Source organism: Vibrio sp. SALL6 (assembly GCF_002002385.1).
GTDB classification, from domain to species: domain Bacteria; phylum Pseudomonadota; class Gammaproteobacteria; order Enterobacterales; family Vibrionaceae; genus Vibrio; species Vibrio parahaemolyticus.
In genome coordinates this window covers 1-16,966 of sequence record NZ_MQVK01000014.1, presented here as the reverse complement: position 1 = coordinate 16,966, position 16,966 = coordinate 1, and the positions used below count along the sequence as shown (strand labels likewise).

The following is a 16,966-nucleotide window of genomic DNA, read 5'->3' as shown; positions in this document are numbered from 1 at the left end:
TTGGCCAGATTGCGCGAATACGCCAATTTGGTATCAAACTGACATCACTGCAGTAACCAGCGCAGCTTGTTTGGGTATTGCTTCCTTTTTAAAACCTCAGTTGAGGCTATTGAAACGAAAGCGATCCCTTGAAAGTTTGGGTAGCTAGATCGTAGTCGCCGTCGATGGCAACGATACGTTTGCCGTTGTATGGATAGTTGAGTTGGGGAATGTGGTTGCAGACAAAACGATAAGCGTCAGTGACAATTGTTCGATTTGCTCTTTCTAGGATGTTTTCCGTTTTCACAAAATCACCAGCGTTAACATCCAGTGTAAAACCAAGCTCTTCGAGAAAATCTGTTGCGCAGCTAATTGCCCTCGACCTTGGTTGGGGCTCTTCTAGAAACTCTGCGCCTTGGATCATCTGTTTGGGCACTTCGTCATATTTGGCGAACGTGTAGCCTAGCGTTGTGGGTACGAGTTCAGGCAAAGAGGAAGCGTAAAAGTGGTTTCTCTCCCAATATTCCATCGAGAGGAGATAGTCACTGTTTAACGTAGCTCTAACTCTCATTTCTAATCCCTAGCAGCGCGTACCCGTCACCGCGTTTTCTGGTGGCATATTTACCATTAGGTTTGATGTAGAAATCGCCATTTTCATAAACAGGCAAAAACAGGTTTTCGAATATCAAGGCAACTTGCATTTCTTCGTATCCTGTCACCTCTGTTTGGTTTACCGTGACGACCGTTAGTGGCTCACCGTCGACCGCCAGCTCGTTAACGATTTGAGGAAGACTTCGAGCAATAAATGACTCTACCTTTCCCACTTCGTACCAAGTGAAATCATCAACTGCAATCCCCATTAGGACGAGATTTTTGCTCATGTTAAAACCTCAACTGTTTTGGGAATATTGGTTACTTGGTTTTGCGATGACGAACTACCAATAATTGATGTGTCACCTTTTTGCATTTCGAAAGTTAAGACTTTTTCTGTCGTATCCGATTTGGTCGCCAACGTCATGTTTAATAGCGTGCCACCAATAATCACCATTTCTGGACTGAAAAAGGAAACTCGCGGTAACGAATCTTGCTTTTGGAAAAGCCAACTAGCTAAACCAATCATGGCGTTTATAAAGTCACTACTACTGCTTCGGAGCGTTATAGTCGAAGTGTTGATGTTCCCCTTTAACACTGGCGTACCACCAGCAACGTCGATACTTTTAACGACGGACTGTTTGTATCCGTCCGGTATCATGCCGATTAAATCTCCAATTATTGGAATGGGAATTGGCGTAGTTTTTCGCAAGTCTTGATATTCTTCGGTCAGAACCTTAATGCGCGCCTGATCGTCTTTCGTTAAATCAGCCTTGGCGTCTAGTTCAAGTAGTTCCTTTTGCTCTTCGCTCGACAACGTATCATCGAGATAAATGAGGAACAGCGGAGGTGCTTTCTCTGAAATCATTTCAACGGTCCTACGTCTGTTCTGGTTTTGTTGTTACGTGACTCTTTCTCAGCAATATCAACCATCATTTGGTTAATCTCGCCCCCACGTTTTTCAACGTAATCACCAAACATTTGCATTGGGGTTTTACCTGTTGCAGCCTCAATTGGCGTATAGGTACCAAACTGAATGAGTTTGTCGAAAAACGCCTCCCAAGTTTCCATGCTATTGATTGGCTGCTGTCCAGCTTTGATTAGATCGCTGCCTCGCTTGGCTAACTCGCTAGCGTAAGATATGGTGCTTTTGACAAAAGAGTTTTCTACTTTAACAGCGGCTATTTCTGCTTCGTCGGCAATGATCTTGCCTTTTACTTTGAGATCCAAAACATCCAAGTTTGCTTGAATGCGTTTAGCCTCGGAAGCGTCGGAAGAAACCACCGCTTGGGCTTGGCCTTGCGTCACACCGTCTATGATTTTCTTTTCAAAAGCCTTGGCGTCACCGATTGCCAAAATGTTTGATGATTTGTCAGAGCGATTTAGCGCTTTGTCTAGTTCCTCTGTCCTTACTTTTGAGCCAAGCATTGTGTCCATGATGTTCTGAAAGGTGAGGTCTTTATTTTCAGCGAGTAATGCTTTGAAAGGTTTCATGAATCTTGAGGCCAGCAATGCATCTTCATCACCGAAAACATCATTCATGTATTGGGCTGCAACTTCCGGTTTAAGCTTTGCCATTGTTCCGGCAAAATCCAGAAACGCATTCTCAATACCGTTTTGGTTTGCTGCCTCTTTGTACGATGCCATTTCTGGACGCTCTAGGGCACCAACAAAACCAGACAAAATACCTCGAATGTCAGATTGATCTAGACGAGCAGATATGCCAACCGCACTAAGAGCAGCGTAGCGCCCTCTGTTGATGCCTAAAGCATCAGCCGTATCGCTAATGTCCGACATTTCATTTAAGCGCTCTCTGGCTATTTGGGTGTATTCCTCTGCGTCTTGAAAAGCTTTAGTGGCAATATCCTTTGCCACACCAGCCGCCGTTGCAATCGCTTCACTGGCAAGATTGGCACCAGTAAGGATCATGAAGCCTTGTAACTTACCAAGTTTAGATTTTACTTTTTGACTGCCCTTTTCAGCTCCCTTCTCGAAGCCTTTACCGAACCAAAACTCAAAGTCATCTGCTGCCTGTTTTGAAGCGCGTCGAAGCTGCACTTCCATTTTCTTCGACTCTTCTTTCATTTTGCGTTCATCGAGCCTAGGAGCGAGGATAAATTCTGAACTAGCCGCCATTAGCCATCTCCTCCTGTTGTTTTAACTGTCGATAAGCTCTTCGCAAAATCAGGCCAATAAGATCGCCGCCGTCGATATCGGGACTATTCTCAATAATGTCAGCGGCAAACCCATCACCAGCGACTCGGAACTTAGCAAGTTCCTCAAGTTCGGTAGGGCTTAGAAAAAAAGCCCTGCGTCTTTTAGCGTCGAGCACTTAACCAAAGTTTCCAACACCATTTCTGCAAGTTCTGGCAACTCGTAGTTGTCAATGCTAGAAGCGTCGATTGACATACCATGTTTATTTTCATGGACAGCCACCAGCGCCATCATGTCGTAATAGTCAATTCGCTGAAATTCCATTAAATCCATGATGACCGTTTTCTTGTTTTCCGCATCCAGCGAAGTGAAATACTGTTTTGCTTGGTCGTGATCGACAAGCCCTTGAATGCGCATGGTTCTAGCGCGTGGAAGGTGAAGAATGAACCCTAAATAAGCCATATAAGCATTCCATGCTTTTGACCCTTTAAATTTAGCTATCATTACGCCACCGCTTTAAATTCATCTTTGAAGTTTTTAGGCGCGACTTGAATAGTCAATTCAACGTCTAACGTAGATTCGGATTCATTCGCAGTGCCATTGCGAGGATCGTTTTTCAAAATACATTGCTTGGAAACAAGAGTTCGTCCGTTTTTCTTGTTGTACGATGTGAACTGAAAACGCTCTTCGCCTAAGAACAATTTTACGTAAAGCTCCAAATGCTGTTGAGATACGTTTCGAAGCTTTACTGATAGCTCGATAGGCTGAGTTAATCCGGTACCGACAATTTCACCGTCACCATAACCATTAGGATCGCAAAACATCTGCACTACCTTTTGGTTGTTTCGTCCAAGCTCAATCACCGAGATATAGCTGTATTCCTCACCGTCATAAACAACGGTAGTTTCCATTTCCCCAATTCGAAAATTGCTGCCAGCCATTATTGAGCCTCCGTTACTTCAATTCTTGCACGCCAAATAGGTTCAGCGTCTTTCACTTCTGCTTTACCGCCAACCACATATTGCTCATCAGATTTGACGATGGAAATGTAGTTATTTGCATCAGGATCTAAGTAGAAATATGGGAAGCCTTCGTAAGTCTCGATAACTTCGGACGCGGCCTCTTCAATGTTTACTCGCTGAACGGCTGTATTGTTCGGTTCGTTGGTTTGAATGTAAGAGGTGATCGCCTCTTGTGTTTTTAGCTGTGCTTGACGGTCGATGTAAGCTTTAGTAATTGCGGAACCACCATTACCAAAGAAGCCTAAAGTCGGCCCATCAGAGCCATTCAAGAAGAAAGAAATACGCTTGTTAAACAAATCGTCGGCTTTGCCTACAGTAAACACTACTGACGCAGGATTGGATGAATCAAGCACGTAGTATTGGCAATTTCGCCAGTAAGCTTGTGACAGTAATCGACCAAACGCTTCATAGCATCCAGTGTATGAACCCGAATCATCAAGAAAGACGGTATCTTTCATCGCGATTTGTTCAGCCAATGCTTCGTCGCTGGTAGCGTAAGCTCTCACGCCGTCAAAATCCGTAAAGTCGATAGTTTGCGCCGTTGCAATATCAATCTCTTTAGAAAAGCAAAGCGTAAAGTAATCGGTCGGATCAAAGTCGATTGCATCTGTGCTTTCTGGATCAACTTCATCTGCAAGAATTAGCAAATAGAATTTCTCCAAGCCACCAGTCATCAAGTATTGAACTTCTGTATTTTCCGTGTAATTGGCAATAAGCGTCGGATCATAAATTGGCACTACTTTGTACAACGCAGGGTCAATAATATCGCGTGTTGCCTTGGCTGATTTTTTACTGGTTTTTACTGGGGCTTCCTCGCCCTCTTCCGCTGGTGGCGTGTAACTACCAGTAACCATAACTAGGCATTTATACAAAAAACTGTAGTCGGCCTCTGTAGCGGATTGAGCTTCACTGATGCTCACCGCATAATCGAAAACAAGTGTATTACTCATAGTCTATCCACTTAAAATGTTTGATTTTTTCGCGTGTTTTGTCGAACTCGATTTCGCACGCAAAGTGAAATTCTTTAGCCACTGAAAGGACGCCAACAGAGAGCCAATCGGATGAGGCTTCCATATTTACTGAAGCCAGTGAGGTTTTACTGCCACTGCGCTTTTTATAGCGATCAAACTTGCTACCTAGGACGCCAAAAACAGGCTTATCTCGCCCCATATCAGCGAGCGACAATCGAATGATCCCAAAAAAGCGAATGTGTGATTCAGAGAAGTACTGCTCACGCACACTTAGGTATTCGACATAAACAATGTCAGCACCGTCATGTAACGCCCCAGCCCAATCAACCGCCTTCAGACCGAAAATATTGCGGATCTCATCATGTAGAGCTTTTCTAAACATACTGAGCCTTTATCGAGTTAAAGAATGAGCCAGTATCGACCATAGGCCAGTCAAAACCTTTACCTTGAACGTTGTATCCGTTGTAACCGGTCCCGCCCTTAATCGTTGTTCGAGCGTTGCTGCCATAGTCTTTTCGCATGATCGGGTTGCGCACTAAAGCGCGGGCTGCGCTCTCAATACGACGAATCATTTCAGGGCTTACTGAGCCAGCATTGAATAGCCTTATCAGTTCGTTGGTGACTCGGATAACATCTTGGTTTTGAAAATGACTTTCCGCTTTTGAGAAAACCCCGTATCGGGTGTCCATGTATTCGGCAAGTTTGGTCATTTTTAGGTTGGTCTTACCTTGGGTACCAGTCTTAACCCGAGACGCTTGCTTTCCTTGAAACGATTTAAGTGGTTTTTCGTGGTCAGCCATTCTTGCCGTTTTGCTTTTGTCTAAAACGCCAATTCGAATATGGTGGGAATTAAAGTCTTTCACCTCTTTTTCTAAATTGGTGAAATCCAGTTCAATGTCCAACGTGAACATTAAAAGCCTCCGCCAATGATTGGAATTCGGGCAGGTTTCACAACAGGCTGTTTATCAGAAAGAGAGCACCCGTTAGCCTCTGCCAGCGCCTTTAAGCGAACCAGAGTGAAACGTTTATTGCTATCTTGAGAAACTCGTTCAATTAGCACCTTTTGTGAAAACTGATAGCACTCACATTCACTTTCTGGATTTGCATTGACAGCGTTGGCAAAATCAATCTCATCCTGAAGCATTGCTTCTGATCCGCAGTTTCGAAGTATTGTGTCGATGAGAATTTGTGAATCTTCGGAAATCATCATTCTCTCCAAAAGAAAAGGGACTCAACAATGAGCCCCTACTTTGACCGGTTATTTATTTGCTTCTTTCGCACGCTCTTTCAAAGCGCGAGACGCTGCAGTTTCAGTGAGTTGGTAAACGTAAGAACCTTTGGCCTCAAGCTCGTTAGCTGCACTTTCATAAGTAAATAAGCTTTTTTGAACCAAACCGTGATCGCCCGATTCTTTTGAGTAAATACCGGGTACTGAACCATGGTGGTTATTTACCGCAGGTCGGTAAGTCAATGAAATATGAGAGCTAGTCCCTAGAATGGATGGAACCTCTAACATTTTCACGTTCTCATAAGCTCGTTGCACCGCAGACTTGCCCGTCACCACGTCACCACCAGACGACGTGATCGGCTTGCGCATAATTGCTGCAATATCTGATGTGTAACTTAAAGTCATGTTCACGTGATCGGCTTCGCCTAGGCCAAGAGCTTTGGCTTGCTCTTCGTAAATGGCGTTAATCACCGTTAGTACGCCAGAAATATCCGATACGGTTACCACTGTTTCATCATACTCAATGGCATTTTTATTTTGCATCATGCCACTGTTACCGTGTTTGCCATGGAAGTGCTCATAGTCATATTGCATCAATAGGCGGTTTAAAAGACCCGCATTGATGTTTACGTCATTGACGTTCTGCATGCTAGACAAGCGAAATTCAATGTGAGTAGGTTGACGATGGTAAGAGAACTCAACCTCTTTTGCATGCGCTTGAGCCAGCTCAGTGGTTGATGGCGTTAACGCCTCAGCAAACTTATCGTCTGGGAACTTACCAGTCACATCATAGTTAATATGAATTACTGTTGCCTGTTGTAATTTACCGTCTGAGTAATCTTCATCAGTGCCTGCGAGATTGGCGGTGTAAGGTACGTATGTGCGCTTGTTGCTACCCATGATTTTTGCATTGTAGCGACGCTCGACCTTTGATTTACATACAACGTTAGTTGCCATATCTTGATTTCCTTCTGGTATCAAAAAAGGGCTTGCCGGTCATCCTGGCTAAGCCCTTTTGGTATCAAATTAATGTTGGCCTTACTCTGCATAGTGTGAGTTTGGCATCAGTTATTTTTTCGCTGTAGAGCGAGAGGCTGTTTTAGAATCCGCACTTTCTGGCGTTGGCGCACCGGCTGGAGCCGAAGCCGCAACCCAGCCCGCGTCTTGGCGGTCGTAAGGCGTGCCATCCGCAGGTGCTTCTTCCACACCACCAATATCAGCAGGAACTAGTGTTACGTCACCCGTTTTGCCATTTACACTCGTTACGCCAGCTGCGCCATCAGAACCCGCAGGAGCAGAGCCACCATAAAGTGTCACTAAAACGCAGCCCTCAACGATTTCGCAATTTTCATCCAAACCGTTAATGTCTAGTTCGTCAATTTTGCCCATGATGGCTGTCGAGTCAGCGGTGCCGATCGGTACCACTTCGCCTGTGGCATTATCAACGGCAAAGCCATTACCAGCCGCTAGCGTTACACCATCTTTTACACGAACAGGAATGCCCTTACCTTGTTCAACAACACCCGTTACCTTACGGATGTTACAAAGGTCGTGGACTGCGAACCCAGCAAACGCAGATCCATTAAACAGAGCTACTTTAGGTTGTTCACCACTAACGGCTACAGAGGAAACCGCAACGCCAGCAACCAAATCACCTTCAAACGCACAAGGGGAAACGACGTCACTATTACCAGCGTAACGAGTTGCACCTAACGGAATTTCACGAGCCATGATGCTCTCCTTATTTCTAGAATTGATTATTTTGCTTTAAATGTACGAATTGAGTTTTCGTTTACGCAGATTCAGCGTTGTTTGCCTGTTGGCCCATTTCGAAAATGGAGCCGTAGTCCTTCATGGCTTCACTATCTTTTGTGACAGAGACTTCACGACCACCTTCTTCCAGCTTGCCTTTATTAAACATTGATCGTTCAATCAAAGGCCATGCAAGCTTGCGATCAATTTCGTGAGACTTAATGCCGTCTTTGATGATTTTTTCTTTAACCGTATTGCGGTCACGCTCTTCTAATAAATCGAGCATTTTTTCATTTTTGAAAAAGGCGCGAACCGTGGCAGCCGCAAGACCCTGAGCGCGTTCAGCCGGTGTCTTAGCCCATTTTTCAACGTCTTCTTTGACTTCCTTAATATCAAACCAATCAGGAAACATTTCAGAGTTGTCCTCCATGAACTTGTCGAATTCAAGGTTGAACTTGATAGCGTCAGTTAAGTCCGCCTCTGTGTTCTCTTCTTCATTCTGCTTTTCTAGGCGTTGCTGAAGTTTTGCAAGAATGTCATCATCTTCGTTCCCAGCCGTTGGCTTGCCACCTAACAGTTCAAGCAGTTTATTGACATCAGGCGTAGCATTAGGCTGCTGCTGTTGACCTCCGGTCAATAATTGCAAAAGCAACTCTGATGCATCATCTTTAGGCTGTTGTGACTTACCACCAGCCAATAACTGCAATAATTGCGCATTCGCGTCATTTGGTTGCTGACCACCGCTCAAGAGCTGTAACAGTTTCGGATTAATCGCATTTTGCTGCTGACCAGTAGCACCACTTAATAACGCAATTAATTGCTGCGTTGGATCCTGTTGTTGATTACCACTCAAAAGCGCGATTAGTGGGTTTTGTTGTTCGTTGCTAAATTGGTTTTGATTACCGCCAGCCAATAGTAGTGCAAGTAATTGATGTAAATTCATGCTGCTTTACCTCGATTGATTTTATTAACAATTTGCTGAGCGTGAGATTGCCCAGATGTAATCTTCATTCCGCACTGACAGTTGTACTCAGCCCCAAGCCCTAATTTTTCAGCCTGTTTAATGGTCATGCGTTTACCGTAGTGCAGAGCGTGCGTGGCGCGTTCCTCTTCTGCTGAAGATGGTTGCCACTCAATGATGATTTCGTCGGCGTGTTCTGAGCTTGAGAGGGTTTGAACAATCTCGCTGCTGAGCGTGCCAGTCATTGTGTTTTTGATGTTTGCTGCGAAATCCAAGTTTGATTTGTTTTTGGATTTTTCCAGCCTTTTGATCGTCATGTAGGCGTTGGACTTGGCGTCCATGAGAATTGAATATTTATTGATGAGTTTTAGCTGTTCACGCTGCATTCCTCCATGCTCGTTGTAAATACGCTCAAAATTGATCCCAAACCAATCAAGTAGGTTTTCAGCCATTGTGTAGGGATACAGATACATGCTGCCCCCTTACTAATTTTTGCTAATTCCTAGCTCGGCAATGGGTAGAACGGTTTCAACCATTTTTCGCTTTTCGTCGTCAGTGAAAAGCGAGCTCATTTCGATTGAATTTAAGAAGTTGGATATTTCTGGCAACTGTTCAATGTCGGGCTTAATCATAAAGTCGGCGCCAAAGACCGATTCAAATACGCCCCTTAGTACCTCGTTAAAATCACGTACTGAAGCCAAGCGGTTTTGCTTGCGGTCACCGTCACCCGTTGAATTAAGGGAACCGACCAACTGACCGTTAATAAATGACATTGGACGGCCTGTTGCGTTACAGATTAGAGAGTAAGCGTACTCAAGCTGCTCCTTGACGGGCTTAACATCGACCTTTGGCATTTCTAAAGCCGATTGAGCATCAATGTACGCCACACTGCTTTTCTTGAGCGCATCGTTGATTTTATTGATTTGCGTTTCGACAGCCGTTAGCACCTCTTTGTCTGAAATGAGCTCACTTAAATCACTAATCTTCAGAAGTACAGCCCCGCCAACACGTATTAGCTTTGCTGCGCCAACGATGGCATCAAACACCATTCCGAAATAGGCCTCTAACAATTCTGTCCGATGGAATTCTTCAAAATCCAACTCAACAAAATCGAGCTTATTTACTTTTTTAGCGAAAACGGTATACGTGCGCTCTTCGAAATAGAAAGCGTGCTCACGACCGTGGATTGGCCGCTTACGAAGCACAATCTTACTCTCCTCCGACAAGGCCTCAATGACGTAATACATCAAACCACGCTGTAGTTTTGGAGAGTGAGAATCGTAAATCGTTTTTGAAAAATCCGAGCTTCCTATCTCATCTGGTATTGCGACAATTTCTAGCGTCACATACATAATGCGCGAATAGAGCTCTCGAATAGCGATTTCAATATATCGCTCTCTTGCCAATGAGAACGGGTCAAATTCAGTAATAACCGGAAGCAATCGTGGGTCTTTGGCGCGAAGGAACTGGTAATATTTTTCAAAATCCTGTTTTTTGTCAGGAGGCGACTCGGAACCACCAGCTTTATCTTCTGGCTCGTCAAATATGCCCATTAGTGTCTACCTCTTATTTTGATCTTGTCTGAAACAATACCGCTTCTTACGGCGCAGTTTGTTGTAGCGTCCGGTGCATCATCGTGCTCAGCGTCTTTATTAAATTTCTTGTGTTGGGTGAGCCATTCTTGATTTGACCAGTTTTCAACAAGTCGCAAACGCATTAAGTTCAAAAACGCTCCGACACGAAATATCCTGTCGTGCTTATTACCTAGCGTTGTACGTGGTATGGCATCAATGCCACGAACGGAGAAATAATCCTGAGGAGCTGTCCCGACTCCGTTGTCCTCGTAATAAAACTCAACAACCGGAAACAAATTGATTTTTTCGGCAATTTGGTCAATCGCTGAGTTCCAAGAATGAGGAAAGCAATATCCCCACGCGAATACGTATCCGCGAGTCTGGGAAACGAAGGATAAAGCCGTAAAGTCGCCGCCTTTGTAGGAAGGGTCCAAAAAGGCAACACACGGCAACAGCTCTTCGTTTTCTTCAGCTGTAACCACCGGCGTTTCTGCAAATGGGTAGCCGGAAATTTTCGGTGAAGGCTCACCAAGCCAAACGTGTGGCCAAGTAACCTCGCCTCTCTCCCTTTTTGCTTGTTCAAGTAATTGGGTGTCTTGATAGCGATTAGGTAAATCGAAAATGTTGATATGCTTAATGACAGCTTGGTCACCAAATGCTCGCACTTTCGTGATTACCGGATCTTCTGCAAAGTTAGGGTTCATTGCGAAGAAGAAACGAGCTTCTGTTAAGTCAACCTCTTCCGCACCAAATGCCAACCTCAACAGGCGCTCATATTCAGACGTAAACGAAACATTGCCTGAACGGTTTACTGTAGGGAAAAGCACATCAAGAGAGTCTTGTGAAGCATCCTGCGCTTCGTCCATGAAGACCATGCGCACTTTATGCTTACCCTTAATTTTGTTTACTTGGCTAAATGCTGTTTTGCCGGCTGTGGAGCGCAAGCCAGTAAATGCAAATTCAACATTCGTTAGTTTGTTGATGATTTTGCTATGGGTAATTTTGAAATATTGTTCAAGACCAGCCTGTTTGATTAAGTCACTAACGACTGAGTGAACGGAATCTTCAATTGAAGTCTGGATTTCACGTAAAACCAAAAAAAGCGAATCGCGGTATTTTTCCTCAAACGATTGTTCAAGCATGTAACAGATAATCGCAAAGGTTTTACCTGAACCACGACCGCCCTTTAAGACTATGTACTTAGCAGCCTCATCGCCAAAAATGTCGCGGTAGATTTTCGGGATACTAAATTTTTGCTTTATTTTACGAAGTGTGTTTTTCGCATACTGACTAATGAGAAAATCAAATTCTCGTTTTTCTTCCTCAGTATTTAATTTTGAAAGTATCTTCTGAATATCTTCAGGAGTGAGATTCAGGACTACATCTAACAGCTTGTCACTCTTGGTCATCGGTTTCATTTAAATCCACCTCAAGAAGTGCTGCGAGTTTTTCTTCTAGTCTGCTTTCTATCTCACCTTCAGGCAGGTCTTCATCAATGACTGGAGGCTTGTAGTTAGAACGATACTTTTCAGGTCGATTTGCTGACATTAAAAAAGTAACGATTCCTGCATGTCGCTTTCTTATAGGAACAGTTTTCTTTTTCCCGTTTTTATCAACAATAATCTTGTAATCAATATCTCCATTTACGGCCATGTCATAAGCGGTGGCCTCTAACTCGTCATAACGTTCTTCCATGATTTCGTTAAAACGCTTAGCAAATACTGGATCTGAGTTTTTGTAGTCATAAACGCTAGAACGAGAATATCCGGCTATTTTAGCCGCGTTTGATACGGTCATAATAAGACCGCCATTTTCTAAAGTTTCAAAAAACTTATTGTCTCGCGCTCGCGTTCTTTTTGTCTTGCGAGACATTTATACCTCCCGTTTTGGTAAAGCCTGTAAGTCTGTCGTGTCTGAAATGCCCGAATTAGAAATTAAAAAAACCGCTGCCGCTCCCATGATGTGGGAGTAGCAAAACGGCTTTTCTAAAATCGTGATTTCCGAAAAGTGCACTTTTGATGCTTTTCGTTTGGGCTTGATATTCGTTTTGAACTAAAAGCGCATAGAAATAAACAATTAGATACTACTTTCTATAAGCTTTTGGGGAGTTATTGAGTACGCACAAGTACTCCTCAAAAACCGCTATTTCCCTGCTTTTGGATCAACTTCAATTTTGCACTCTTTCTTTAGAATGATGTTTCCAGATGACCCTTTCTCTCCACATGAAGCCATTCCATTACGACTGTTTTGTTCTACGTGGTAACTAGTACACCCACCAGCTAACAAAACACTTAACATTAATAACGCTCTCATTTCTCTTCACTGTCTCCCGAGCACATACTGACAGCTCGCAAACCACTATCGTCAATTTTTACCGTGTTCTTGCACTGCGAGCCACTTACTGCCCCGTTCTCGACATAGGCTACCGATGTGCAACCATTGATGAGTAGTACAAACACAACCACTGCTAAAGTTTTCATGCTTCGCCCCAATAAAATACTGCTTCAATTTTCTTCCATGTGTTTTTTCCGACAATTCCATCATTGGAAAGGCCGTACTTGTCTTGAAACGCTTTAACGCTTGCTTCGGTACCATTACCGAAAATGCCGTCAGCATTTAAGCCAAGGTTTAGTTGTAGCTCTCGCACATCCACGCCGCGAGAACCATTTCTTACCGTTGTTCTATCCAGTGAAAATCCAAAAGCGAGTTTTAGGGCACGCTCAAAATCGTGTGCGTATCCGGCAATAGTTTCAGCTCTGTCAGTTCCGTTGATGATTCGACGAGCGTTTACATAATCGGGAGTTTCTTGGTCTAAATAATCTGAATACTTTGAGCCGGTAAACAAGCCGGTGGCCATGCCAATTAAAGTGGCTTGTGCAGAGTAGATTGGAGTAAGAAGTAAGTTAGGGTTATTCACCAAGTCGACACCCTGCTCTAACGTATAAATATTAAATAGCAATCGGCTTAAACGTTCGTAGTTGTATTTCCATGTGACCTGAACATCACCTCGCCCGTAATAGGTTTGCCCTGTTATTGGATCTGGTATCCCATACTCATGGCCAACGCCTTTAGCATACTCCTCGACAGGCTGCATGTTGTATGCGGTTTCGTGATACACAGTAGCTAGTGAGTAGGCTAAGTAACTCAGTGGAATACGCATTCGTTTAGAGCGCAGTAAAAAGTAAGCAAGCATATAGCGCTCACAACCCAATGACTGCTCCTTTGTCATTTCACCCCGAAACAAAACTGCATTTATGCGCGTCGATACCGCTTGGGACGAGAAAAATTTCAACATAAGAACACTCTATTTAGACATAAAAAAACCGCCACAATGGGCGGTTATAAAATAATTTAGATGTTGCAACAGTGAGTCGCGAAGTCTCATGCTGTCACAATAGACTGAAAAATTCGTAACGAATACCCTTTTCACATAATTAAAAGGAACTCATCGCGACCGACTAATTAAAGAACTATTGTGTAAGGTCTTCAATTGGTGCGTTTGGTGCGTTGGTTTTTACCGATTCAATACCGTTATCTCGAGACGCTGCGCTTTCATAAGATTGGCTTGTACCTATCACTTGATGGTTACCAGCTTTTAGGTTGAACATGTATTTCCCAGCTACAGTTTGTTTCCTTTCATATTTTGAATCGTCAGGCGCATTCTTTTTCACTGAATCAATGCCATTTTCACAACTTGATTTTGTTGTGTAACCCTCACTAGCTAAGATATTTTGTCCATTTCCTGCTTTTAAACGAAAGCGATATTCTCCCGCTGTATCTTTATAAAGTTCAAATTTTCCAGACATAGAAGCCCCACAATATTATTGACAAATCAACCATTAAAGACATAGACGTATGCACATCCGACCATATAAAACATAATCAATTTTTCAAAACTTTCAATTATGTTGAATGAGTAATGTGCTCTCGCTTCTTTAGGTGTGCTCTCAAAGAACTTAATGCACTCACAGGTAGCCGCCATCTATAGAGTTATAAACAACCAAGGACATTTTTGAGAGCTAATTTCAATATCAATTAATTCGCGTTGAAGCTATCTGTAGTTGTGCATATGGTAAGCGCACAATCGTAAATGGAGATTATGTTGTGCAACCTAGAGGCAAACCACTTTCTGTACCACTACGTCCCAAAAATCCAACGGCACTTGAACTAGCCGTACACCGATATGAGGTTTCGGCTATTAAACTTTATAATCAAAGTTTGGATGAGAGCGACCCTAAATCTTTAAAAGCTTCTCAAGAAGATTTGAAACACCTCAAAACCTTGAGACGTAGCTTAAGCGCACAGGTATCATTACAAAAACAACTTACAGAATATCAAGAGCGAAGCGCAGCTACTTCGCCAGACGATTTAATGGATGAACCTCATCACCCTACCCGTATTTTGGCAAGAAACCTAACCAGTATCGGTGAAATCAAGCCAACTAAACGACATGATCCTCACCATATTATTATGGGAGCTGGGCAATTCCGAAAAATGGAAATGATGCTTGCAAGACTCAACCTTCATACGTTTGGTCTTGGAATCAATGACCCATCTAATGGTGTTTGGTTACCTCGAAATGTGAAAGACAAAGGACATTGGAGTTCTCCAGATGCTGAAGCACATAAAAAAGTTCATCGCTATAACTATGAAACATGGATAGTTACAAATTTAAGCAGTGACTCTCTTAAAAAAGATGTGTTCATTAACCGTCTTCGTAATATCAAAATTAAACTGAAAACTTCTACTTACCCCGAAGGTATGATTTCTAGCAAAAACCCGAACTGGAATGGTGAATAATGAACGTCTACCAATTGAAAGAGATGCCGCATGATTACAAGGCTTTGCAATTAGGTCCAACGGAACTCTTCGGTGCCATAGGCAAACAACATCTAATGACCATACACCGCCAGCGCTCTCAGAACACGTCATTACTAGATATTTGGAAAAATGTATCCGCCTCATTCGATGACGTTTTAGGAACTAACGCTGACATCCCTGATGTGTCGCTGTGGTCTATGACATACCTAGTACTGTCCCGTCGTGCTTACGAAATATTAAAACCCACCTTAGAAAATGAAGGTGAGTTTCTATTGGTAACTGTCGGAGAGGAACAAGTTTATGTATTTAACTGCCTCTCCTTTGGCCAAGAAGACGAATCTGTTTGCGTGAAGAAATATCTTGATGGCATCGAAGATGGTTACGAAACACTTTATTTCGAAGAATCTGATATCAAGAAGCGATATCTATTTAAATCACGACTTGAAGGTTGTCAAAGACTGTATGCCACTGAATCTTTTAAACGCTTATGTGACCACTATGACTTGCGTGGACTCCGATTTGAAGAAGAGCTGCTGAGCGTGTTTTAGAAGTAATAATGTAAATAATTTTTGAAATGGCCTGAGCAAAATCCATATGTGAAAATTGTAGGGAGATGACTATGAATTGGAGTGAAAAGGATTTTTGGAATGAGAACTACTTTAATGATATCACTAGCAGCTTAGAGTCCGGGTCGTTTATAAATTTTGAAATTGACTATCATCCAATATTTCAAGTTGGAGTATGGGTTGTAGAAAGAGTCGATTTGGTAATTCGAGAGGTCGGTGACTTTGAAGAATATGTTCCTTTAACACGAGCTGCCATTCTTGCCTTGGAAGCCGCATTTAAAACCTATCCGGAGTTTGTGTCATACCACATACAGCATTCTATTGGGGCTCTAACATACGCTGGAATTCTTGACGCTAACAATAATGATGTGCGAGAGTTTTGGCGTTATGTATATAAATTTTCTGATAGTAAATCCTGGGTAAATAGACTTGCGATTCATACGTTGTCGGACGATGATTTTTACGAAAAAGTCAGAGAAGTATACCTTTACTCAGAGCAAGGGTTAAATGACTACGAAATATTCAAACGCATCGAACAAGATTCTTTTTTGTTGGAGCGGACGATTACCAGTGCAGATTCATTAGTTGAGTTAGGTATCATTTCAGATAGCCCATGTGCCTAGTAATACGTTTGAGAGGCCTTAACAACTCTCAATATTTTTACGTTGCTTTGGTTTTTAAGGTGCTTTGCAACGACTCTGGTATTACCAGCCAATCCTCTTAAAAAGAATTTCTAAGATGTGCTTTTTTCAGTGCCACAACTAAAGAATAACCAATAGTTAAGAAAGGAAAGAGCAGAAACCTTAAGGAAGGTTAATAGGCCGTAATTTCTACATCACAACATCAGGAAAATAACGCCTAGAGCTAGCTTTGGTGAATAATCAGGCAAAATATAGGCAACATTATATTTCGGTAAATCTGATATCTAGATGCCATATCTATTAAAATCATGACTTACCCCATCAAAGACCACAATCAATCCAGTTGTGATTAAATTCTATACTTAAGTAAGAAGATTTTTGAACGTTTCTTAATCTAAATGGTTAATTCTATCAATAAGAATATCTTGTTGGACTAGCATTAATAGAAAGAAATTATTCTCAGCGCGTTGTATTTATCCACAATATCTATAAATAAAACCCAACCATCAATTGACTTTATAAAACTTAATAAGCTAACATCCATGCCCCGTTTTTAAACAAATACTAAAAATGATTAAATTCAAAACAATAACTCTGTTTTTAATGTTATTTATGTCAATTGGCTCGGCTTTTTCTCAGACCAAAAATGAAAATTATAAAGGTAACTATTTTCAAGTTGTAGGACCTATGCCATTAGTGGTTGATG

At 42.5% G+C, this 16,966-nt stretch carries 23 protein-coding genes; 3 read left to right on the top strand and 20 right to left on the bottom strand.

Annotation, left to right across the window (positions count from 1 at the left end):
- Nucleotides 1–106: 106 nt before the first annotated feature.
- From BIW15_RS08030 to BIW15_RS07940, 20 genes are all read right to left on the bottom strand, one after another.
- The gene (locus BIW15_RS08030; protein WP_005495338.1) at nucleotides 107–550 is read right to left on the bottom strand and encodes a hypothetical protein; all 444 of its coding nucleotides are present in this window, start codon (nucleotides 548–550) and stop codon (nucleotides 107–109) included.
- Complete coding sequence (locus BIW15_RS08025) at nucleotides 540–860, bottom strand: hypothetical protein (protein ID WP_005495340.1); 321 nt, start codon at nucleotides 858–860, stop codon at nucleotides 540–542. The genes BIW15_RS08030 and BIW15_RS08025 overlap by 11 nt, the downstream gene beginning before the upstream one ends.
- Nucleotides 857–1,438 carry a hypothetical protein gene (locus BIW15_RS08020; RefSeq protein WP_005495342.1) on the bottom strand — a complete coding sequence of 194 codons (582 nt, stop codon included), beginning with the start codon at nucleotides 1,436–1,438 and terminating at the stop codon, nucleotides 857–859. Before BIW15_RS08020 ends, BIW15_RS08025 begins: the two co-directional genes overlap by 4 nt.
- The gene (locus tag BIW15_RS08015; protein ID WP_077280779.1) at nucleotides 1,435–2,706 is read right to left on the bottom strand and encodes a hypothetical protein; all 1,272 of its coding nucleotides are present in this window, start codon (nucleotides 2,704–2,706) and stop codon (nucleotides 1,435–1,437) included. Before BIW15_RS08015 ends, BIW15_RS08020 begins: the two co-directional genes overlap by 4 nt.
- 159 nt (nucleotides 2,707–2,865) lie before the next feature.
- A complete protein-coding gene (locus tag BIW15_RS08010; RefSeq protein WP_031819766.1) occupies nucleotides 2,866–3,228 on the bottom strand; it encodes a hypothetical protein in 363 nt (120 codons plus the stop codon).
- Nucleotides 3,228–3,665 carry a hypothetical protein gene (locus tag BIW15_RS08005; protein WP_005495347.1) on the bottom strand — a complete coding sequence of 146 codons (438 nt, stop codon included), beginning with the start codon at nucleotides 3,663–3,665 and terminating at the stop codon, nucleotides 3,228–3,230. The genes BIW15_RS08010 and BIW15_RS08005 overlap by 1 nt, the downstream gene beginning before the upstream one ends.
- Nucleotides 3,665–4,696, bottom strand: a complete 1,032-nt coding sequence (locus BIW15_RS08000; protein WP_077280778.1) for a hypothetical protein — start codon at nucleotides 4,694–4,696, stop codon at nucleotides 3,665–3,667. Before BIW15_RS08000 ends, BIW15_RS08005 begins: the two co-directional genes overlap by 1 nt.
- A complete protein-coding gene (locus BIW15_RS07995; protein ID WP_021454039.1) occupies nucleotides 4,689–5,099 on the bottom strand; it encodes a hypothetical protein in 411 nt (136 codons plus the stop codon). The genes BIW15_RS08000 and BIW15_RS07995 overlap by 8 nt, the downstream gene beginning before the upstream one ends.
- Complete coding sequence (locus BIW15_RS07990) at nucleotides 5,092–5,628, bottom strand: hypothetical protein (RefSeq protein WP_021453462.1); 537 nt, start codon at nucleotides 5,626–5,628, stop codon at nucleotides 5,092–5,094. Before BIW15_RS07990 ends, BIW15_RS07995 begins: the two co-directional genes overlap by 8 nt.
- A complete protein-coding gene (locus BIW15_RS07985) occupies nucleotides 5,628–5,927 on the bottom strand; it encodes a hypothetical protein (RefSeq protein ID WP_139103770.1) in 300 nt (99 codons plus the stop codon). Before BIW15_RS07985 ends, BIW15_RS07990 begins: the two co-directional genes overlap by 1 nt.
- A gap of 48 nt (nucleotides 5,928–5,975) precedes the next feature.
- Complete coding sequence (locus BIW15_RS07980) at nucleotides 5,976–6,902, bottom strand: hypothetical protein (protein WP_021454014.1); 927 nt, start codon at nucleotides 6,900–6,902, stop codon at nucleotides 5,976–5,978.
- Between the two features lie 111 nt (nucleotides 6,903–7,013).
- Nucleotides 7,014–7,676 (bottom strand): hypothetical protein, encoded by a 663-nt coding sequence (locus tag BIW15_RS07975; protein WP_069498028.1) that lies wholly within the window; start codon nucleotides 7,674–7,676, stop codon nucleotides 7,014–7,016.
- A 61-nt stretch (nucleotides 7,677–7,737) separates the two neighbouring features.
- Nucleotides 7,738–8,640: a hypothetical protein gene (locus BIW15_RS07970; protein ID WP_024702639.1), complete on the bottom strand. Its 903-nt coding sequence runs from the start codon at nucleotides 8,638–8,640 to the stop codon at nucleotides 7,738–7,740.
- A complete protein-coding gene (locus BIW15_RS07965; RefSeq protein ID WP_140270984.1) occupies nucleotides 8,637–9,131 on the bottom strand; it encodes a hypothetical protein in 495 nt (164 codons plus the stop codon). The genes BIW15_RS07970 and BIW15_RS07965 overlap by 4 nt, the downstream gene beginning before the upstream one ends.
- 12 nt (nucleotides 9,132–9,143) lie before the next feature.
- Nucleotides 9,144–10,211 (bottom strand): hypothetical protein, encoded by a 1,068-nt coding sequence (locus tag BIW15_RS07960; RefSeq protein ID WP_077280776.1) that lies wholly within the window; start codon nucleotides 10,209–10,211, stop codon nucleotides 9,144–9,146.
- The gene (locus BIW15_RS07955) at nucleotides 10,211–11,650 is read right to left on the bottom strand and encodes a phage terminase large subunit (RefSeq protein ID WP_077280775.1); all 1,440 of its coding nucleotides are present in this window, start codon (nucleotides 11,648–11,650) and stop codon (nucleotides 10,211–10,213) included. The genes BIW15_RS07960 and BIW15_RS07955 overlap by 1 nt, the downstream gene beginning before the upstream one ends.
- Nucleotides 11,628–12,104: a hypothetical protein gene (locus tag BIW15_RS07950; protein WP_025557487.1), complete on the bottom strand. Its 477-nt coding sequence runs from the start codon at nucleotides 12,102–12,104 to the stop codon at nucleotides 11,628–11,630. Before BIW15_RS07950 ends, BIW15_RS07955 begins: the two co-directional genes overlap by 23 nt.
- Before the next feature lie 437 nt (nucleotides 12,105–12,541).
- Nucleotides 12,542–12,712 carry a hypothetical protein gene (locus tag BIW15_RS25075; RefSeq protein WP_153644856.1) on the bottom strand — a complete coding sequence of 57 codons (171 nt, stop codon included), beginning with the start codon at nucleotides 12,710–12,712 and terminating at the stop codon, nucleotides 12,542–12,544.
- Nucleotides 12,709–13,461, bottom strand: coding sequence for a peptidoglycan-binding protein (locus tag BIW15_RS07945; RefSeq protein ID WP_179115246.1), 753 nt, complete (start codon nucleotides 13,459–13,461; stop codon nucleotides 12,709–12,711). Before BIW15_RS07945 ends, BIW15_RS25075 begins: the two co-directional genes overlap by 4 nt.
- A gap of 241 nt (nucleotides 13,462–13,702) precedes the next feature.
- Nucleotides 13,703–14,038, bottom strand: a complete 336-nt coding sequence (locus BIW15_RS07940; protein WP_005495385.1) for a YegP family protein — start codon at nucleotides 14,036–14,038, stop codon at nucleotides 13,703–13,705.
- A gap of 298 nt (nucleotides 14,039–14,336) precedes the next feature.
- On the opposite strand from BIW15_RS07940, the gene BIW15_RS07935 reads away from it, so the two are divergent.
- From BIW15_RS07935 to BIW15_RS07925, 3 genes are all read left to right on the top strand, one after another.
- Nucleotides 14,337–15,032, top strand: coding sequence for an AHH domain-containing protein (locus tag BIW15_RS07935; RefSeq protein ID WP_025501167.1), 696 nt, complete (start codon nucleotides 14,337–14,339; stop codon nucleotides 15,030–15,032).
- Nucleotides 15,032–15,601 (top strand): hypothetical protein, encoded by a 570-nt coding sequence (locus tag BIW15_RS07930; RefSeq protein ID WP_077280774.1) that lies wholly within the window; start codon nucleotides 15,032–15,034, stop codon nucleotides 15,599–15,601. Before BIW15_RS07935 ends, BIW15_RS07930 begins: the two co-directional genes overlap by 1 nt.
- A 71-nt stretch (nucleotides 15,602–15,672) precedes the next feature.
- Complete coding sequence (locus BIW15_RS07925) at nucleotides 15,673–16,242, top strand: hypothetical protein (RefSeq protein ID WP_077280773.1); 570 nt, start codon at nucleotides 15,673–15,675, stop codon at nucleotides 16,240–16,242.
- Nucleotides 16,243–16,966 lie beyond the last annotated feature (724 nt).

Bases quoted from the DNA above. Each gene is read 5' to 3' on its own strand.
- BIW15_RS08030 (WP_005495338.1), bottom strand. From the start codon at position 550: ATGAGAGTTAGAGCTACGTTAAACAGTGACTATCTCCTCTCGATGGAA.
- BIW15_RS08025 (WP_005495340.1), bottom strand. From the start codon at position 860: ATGAGCAAAAATCTCGTCCTAATGGGGATTGCAGTTGATGATTTCACT.
- BIW15_RS08020 (WP_005495342.1), bottom strand. From the start codon at position 1,438: ATGATTTCAGAGAAAGCACCTCCGCTGTTCCTCATTTATCTCGATGAT.
- BIW15_RS08015 (WP_077280779.1), bottom strand. From the start codon at position 2,706: ATGGCGGCTAGTTCAGAATTTATCCTCGCTCCTAGGCTCGATGAACGC.
- BIW15_RS08010 (WP_031819766.1), bottom strand. From the start codon at position 3,228: ATGATAGCTAAATTTAAAGGGTCAAAAGCATGGAATGCTTATATGGCT.
- BIW15_RS08005 (WP_005495347.1), bottom strand. From the start codon at position 3,665: ATGGCTGGCAGCAATTTTCGAATTGGGGAAATGGAAACTACCGTTGTT.
- BIW15_RS08000 (WP_077280778.1), bottom strand. From the start codon at position 4,696: ATGAGTAATACACTTGTTTTCGATTATGCGGTGAGCATCAGTGAAGCT.
- BIW15_RS07995 (WP_021454039.1), bottom strand. From the start codon at position 5,099: ATGTTTAGAAAAGCTCTACATGATGAGATCCGCAATATTTTCGGTCTG.
- BIW15_RS07990 (WP_021453462.1), bottom strand. From the start codon at position 5,628: ATGTTCACGTTGGACATTGAACTGGATTTCACCAATTTAGAAAAAGAG.
- BIW15_RS07985 (WP_139103770.1), bottom strand. From the start codon at position 5,927: ATGATGATTTCCGAAGATTCACAAATTCTCATCGACACAATACTTCGA.
- BIW15_RS07980 (WP_021454014.1), bottom strand. From the start codon at position 6,902: ATGGCAACTAACGTTGTATGTAAATCAAAGGTCGAGCGTCGCTACAAT.
- BIW15_RS07975 (WP_069498028.1), bottom strand. From the start codon at position 7,676: ATGGCTCGTGAAATTCCGTTAGGTGCAACTCGTTACGCTGGTAATAGT.
- BIW15_RS07970 (WP_024702639.1), bottom strand. From the start codon at position 8,640: ATGAATTTACATCAATTACTTGCACTACTATTGGCTGGCGGTAATCAA.
- BIW15_RS07965 (WP_140270984.1), bottom strand. From the start codon at position 9,131: ATGTATCTGTATCCCTACACAATGGCTGAAAACCTACTTGATTGGTTT.
- BIW15_RS07960 (WP_077280776.1), bottom strand. From the start codon at position 10,211: ATGGGCATATTTGACGAGCCAGAAGATAAAGCTGGTGGTTCCGAGTCG.
- BIW15_RS07955 (WP_077280775.1), bottom strand. From the start codon at position 11,650: ATGAAACCGATGACCAAGAGTGACAAGCTGTTAGATGTAGTCCTGAAT.
- BIW15_RS07950 (WP_025557487.1), bottom strand. From the start codon at position 12,104: ATGTCTCGCAAGACAAAAAGAACGCGAGCGCGAGACAATAAGTTTTTT.
- BIW15_RS25075 (WP_153644856.1), bottom strand. From the start codon at position 12,712: ATGAAAACTTTAGCAGTGGTTGTGTTTGTACTACTCATCAATGGTTGC.
- BIW15_RS07945 (WP_179115246.1), bottom strand. From the start codon at position 13,461: ATGACAAAGGAGCAGTCATTGGGTTGTGAGCGCTATATGCTTGCTTAC.
- BIW15_RS07940 (WP_005495385.1), bottom strand. From the start codon at position 14,038: ATGTCTGGAAAATTTGAACTTTATAAAGATACAGCGGGAGAATATCGC.
- BIW15_RS07930 (WP_077280774.1), top strand. From the start codon at position 15,032: ATGAACGTCTACCAATTGAAAGAGATGCCGCATGATTACAAGGCTTTG.
- BIW15_RS07925 (WP_077280773.1), top strand. From the start codon at position 15,673: ATGAATTGGAGTGAAAAGGATTTTTGGAATGAGAACTACTTTAATGAT.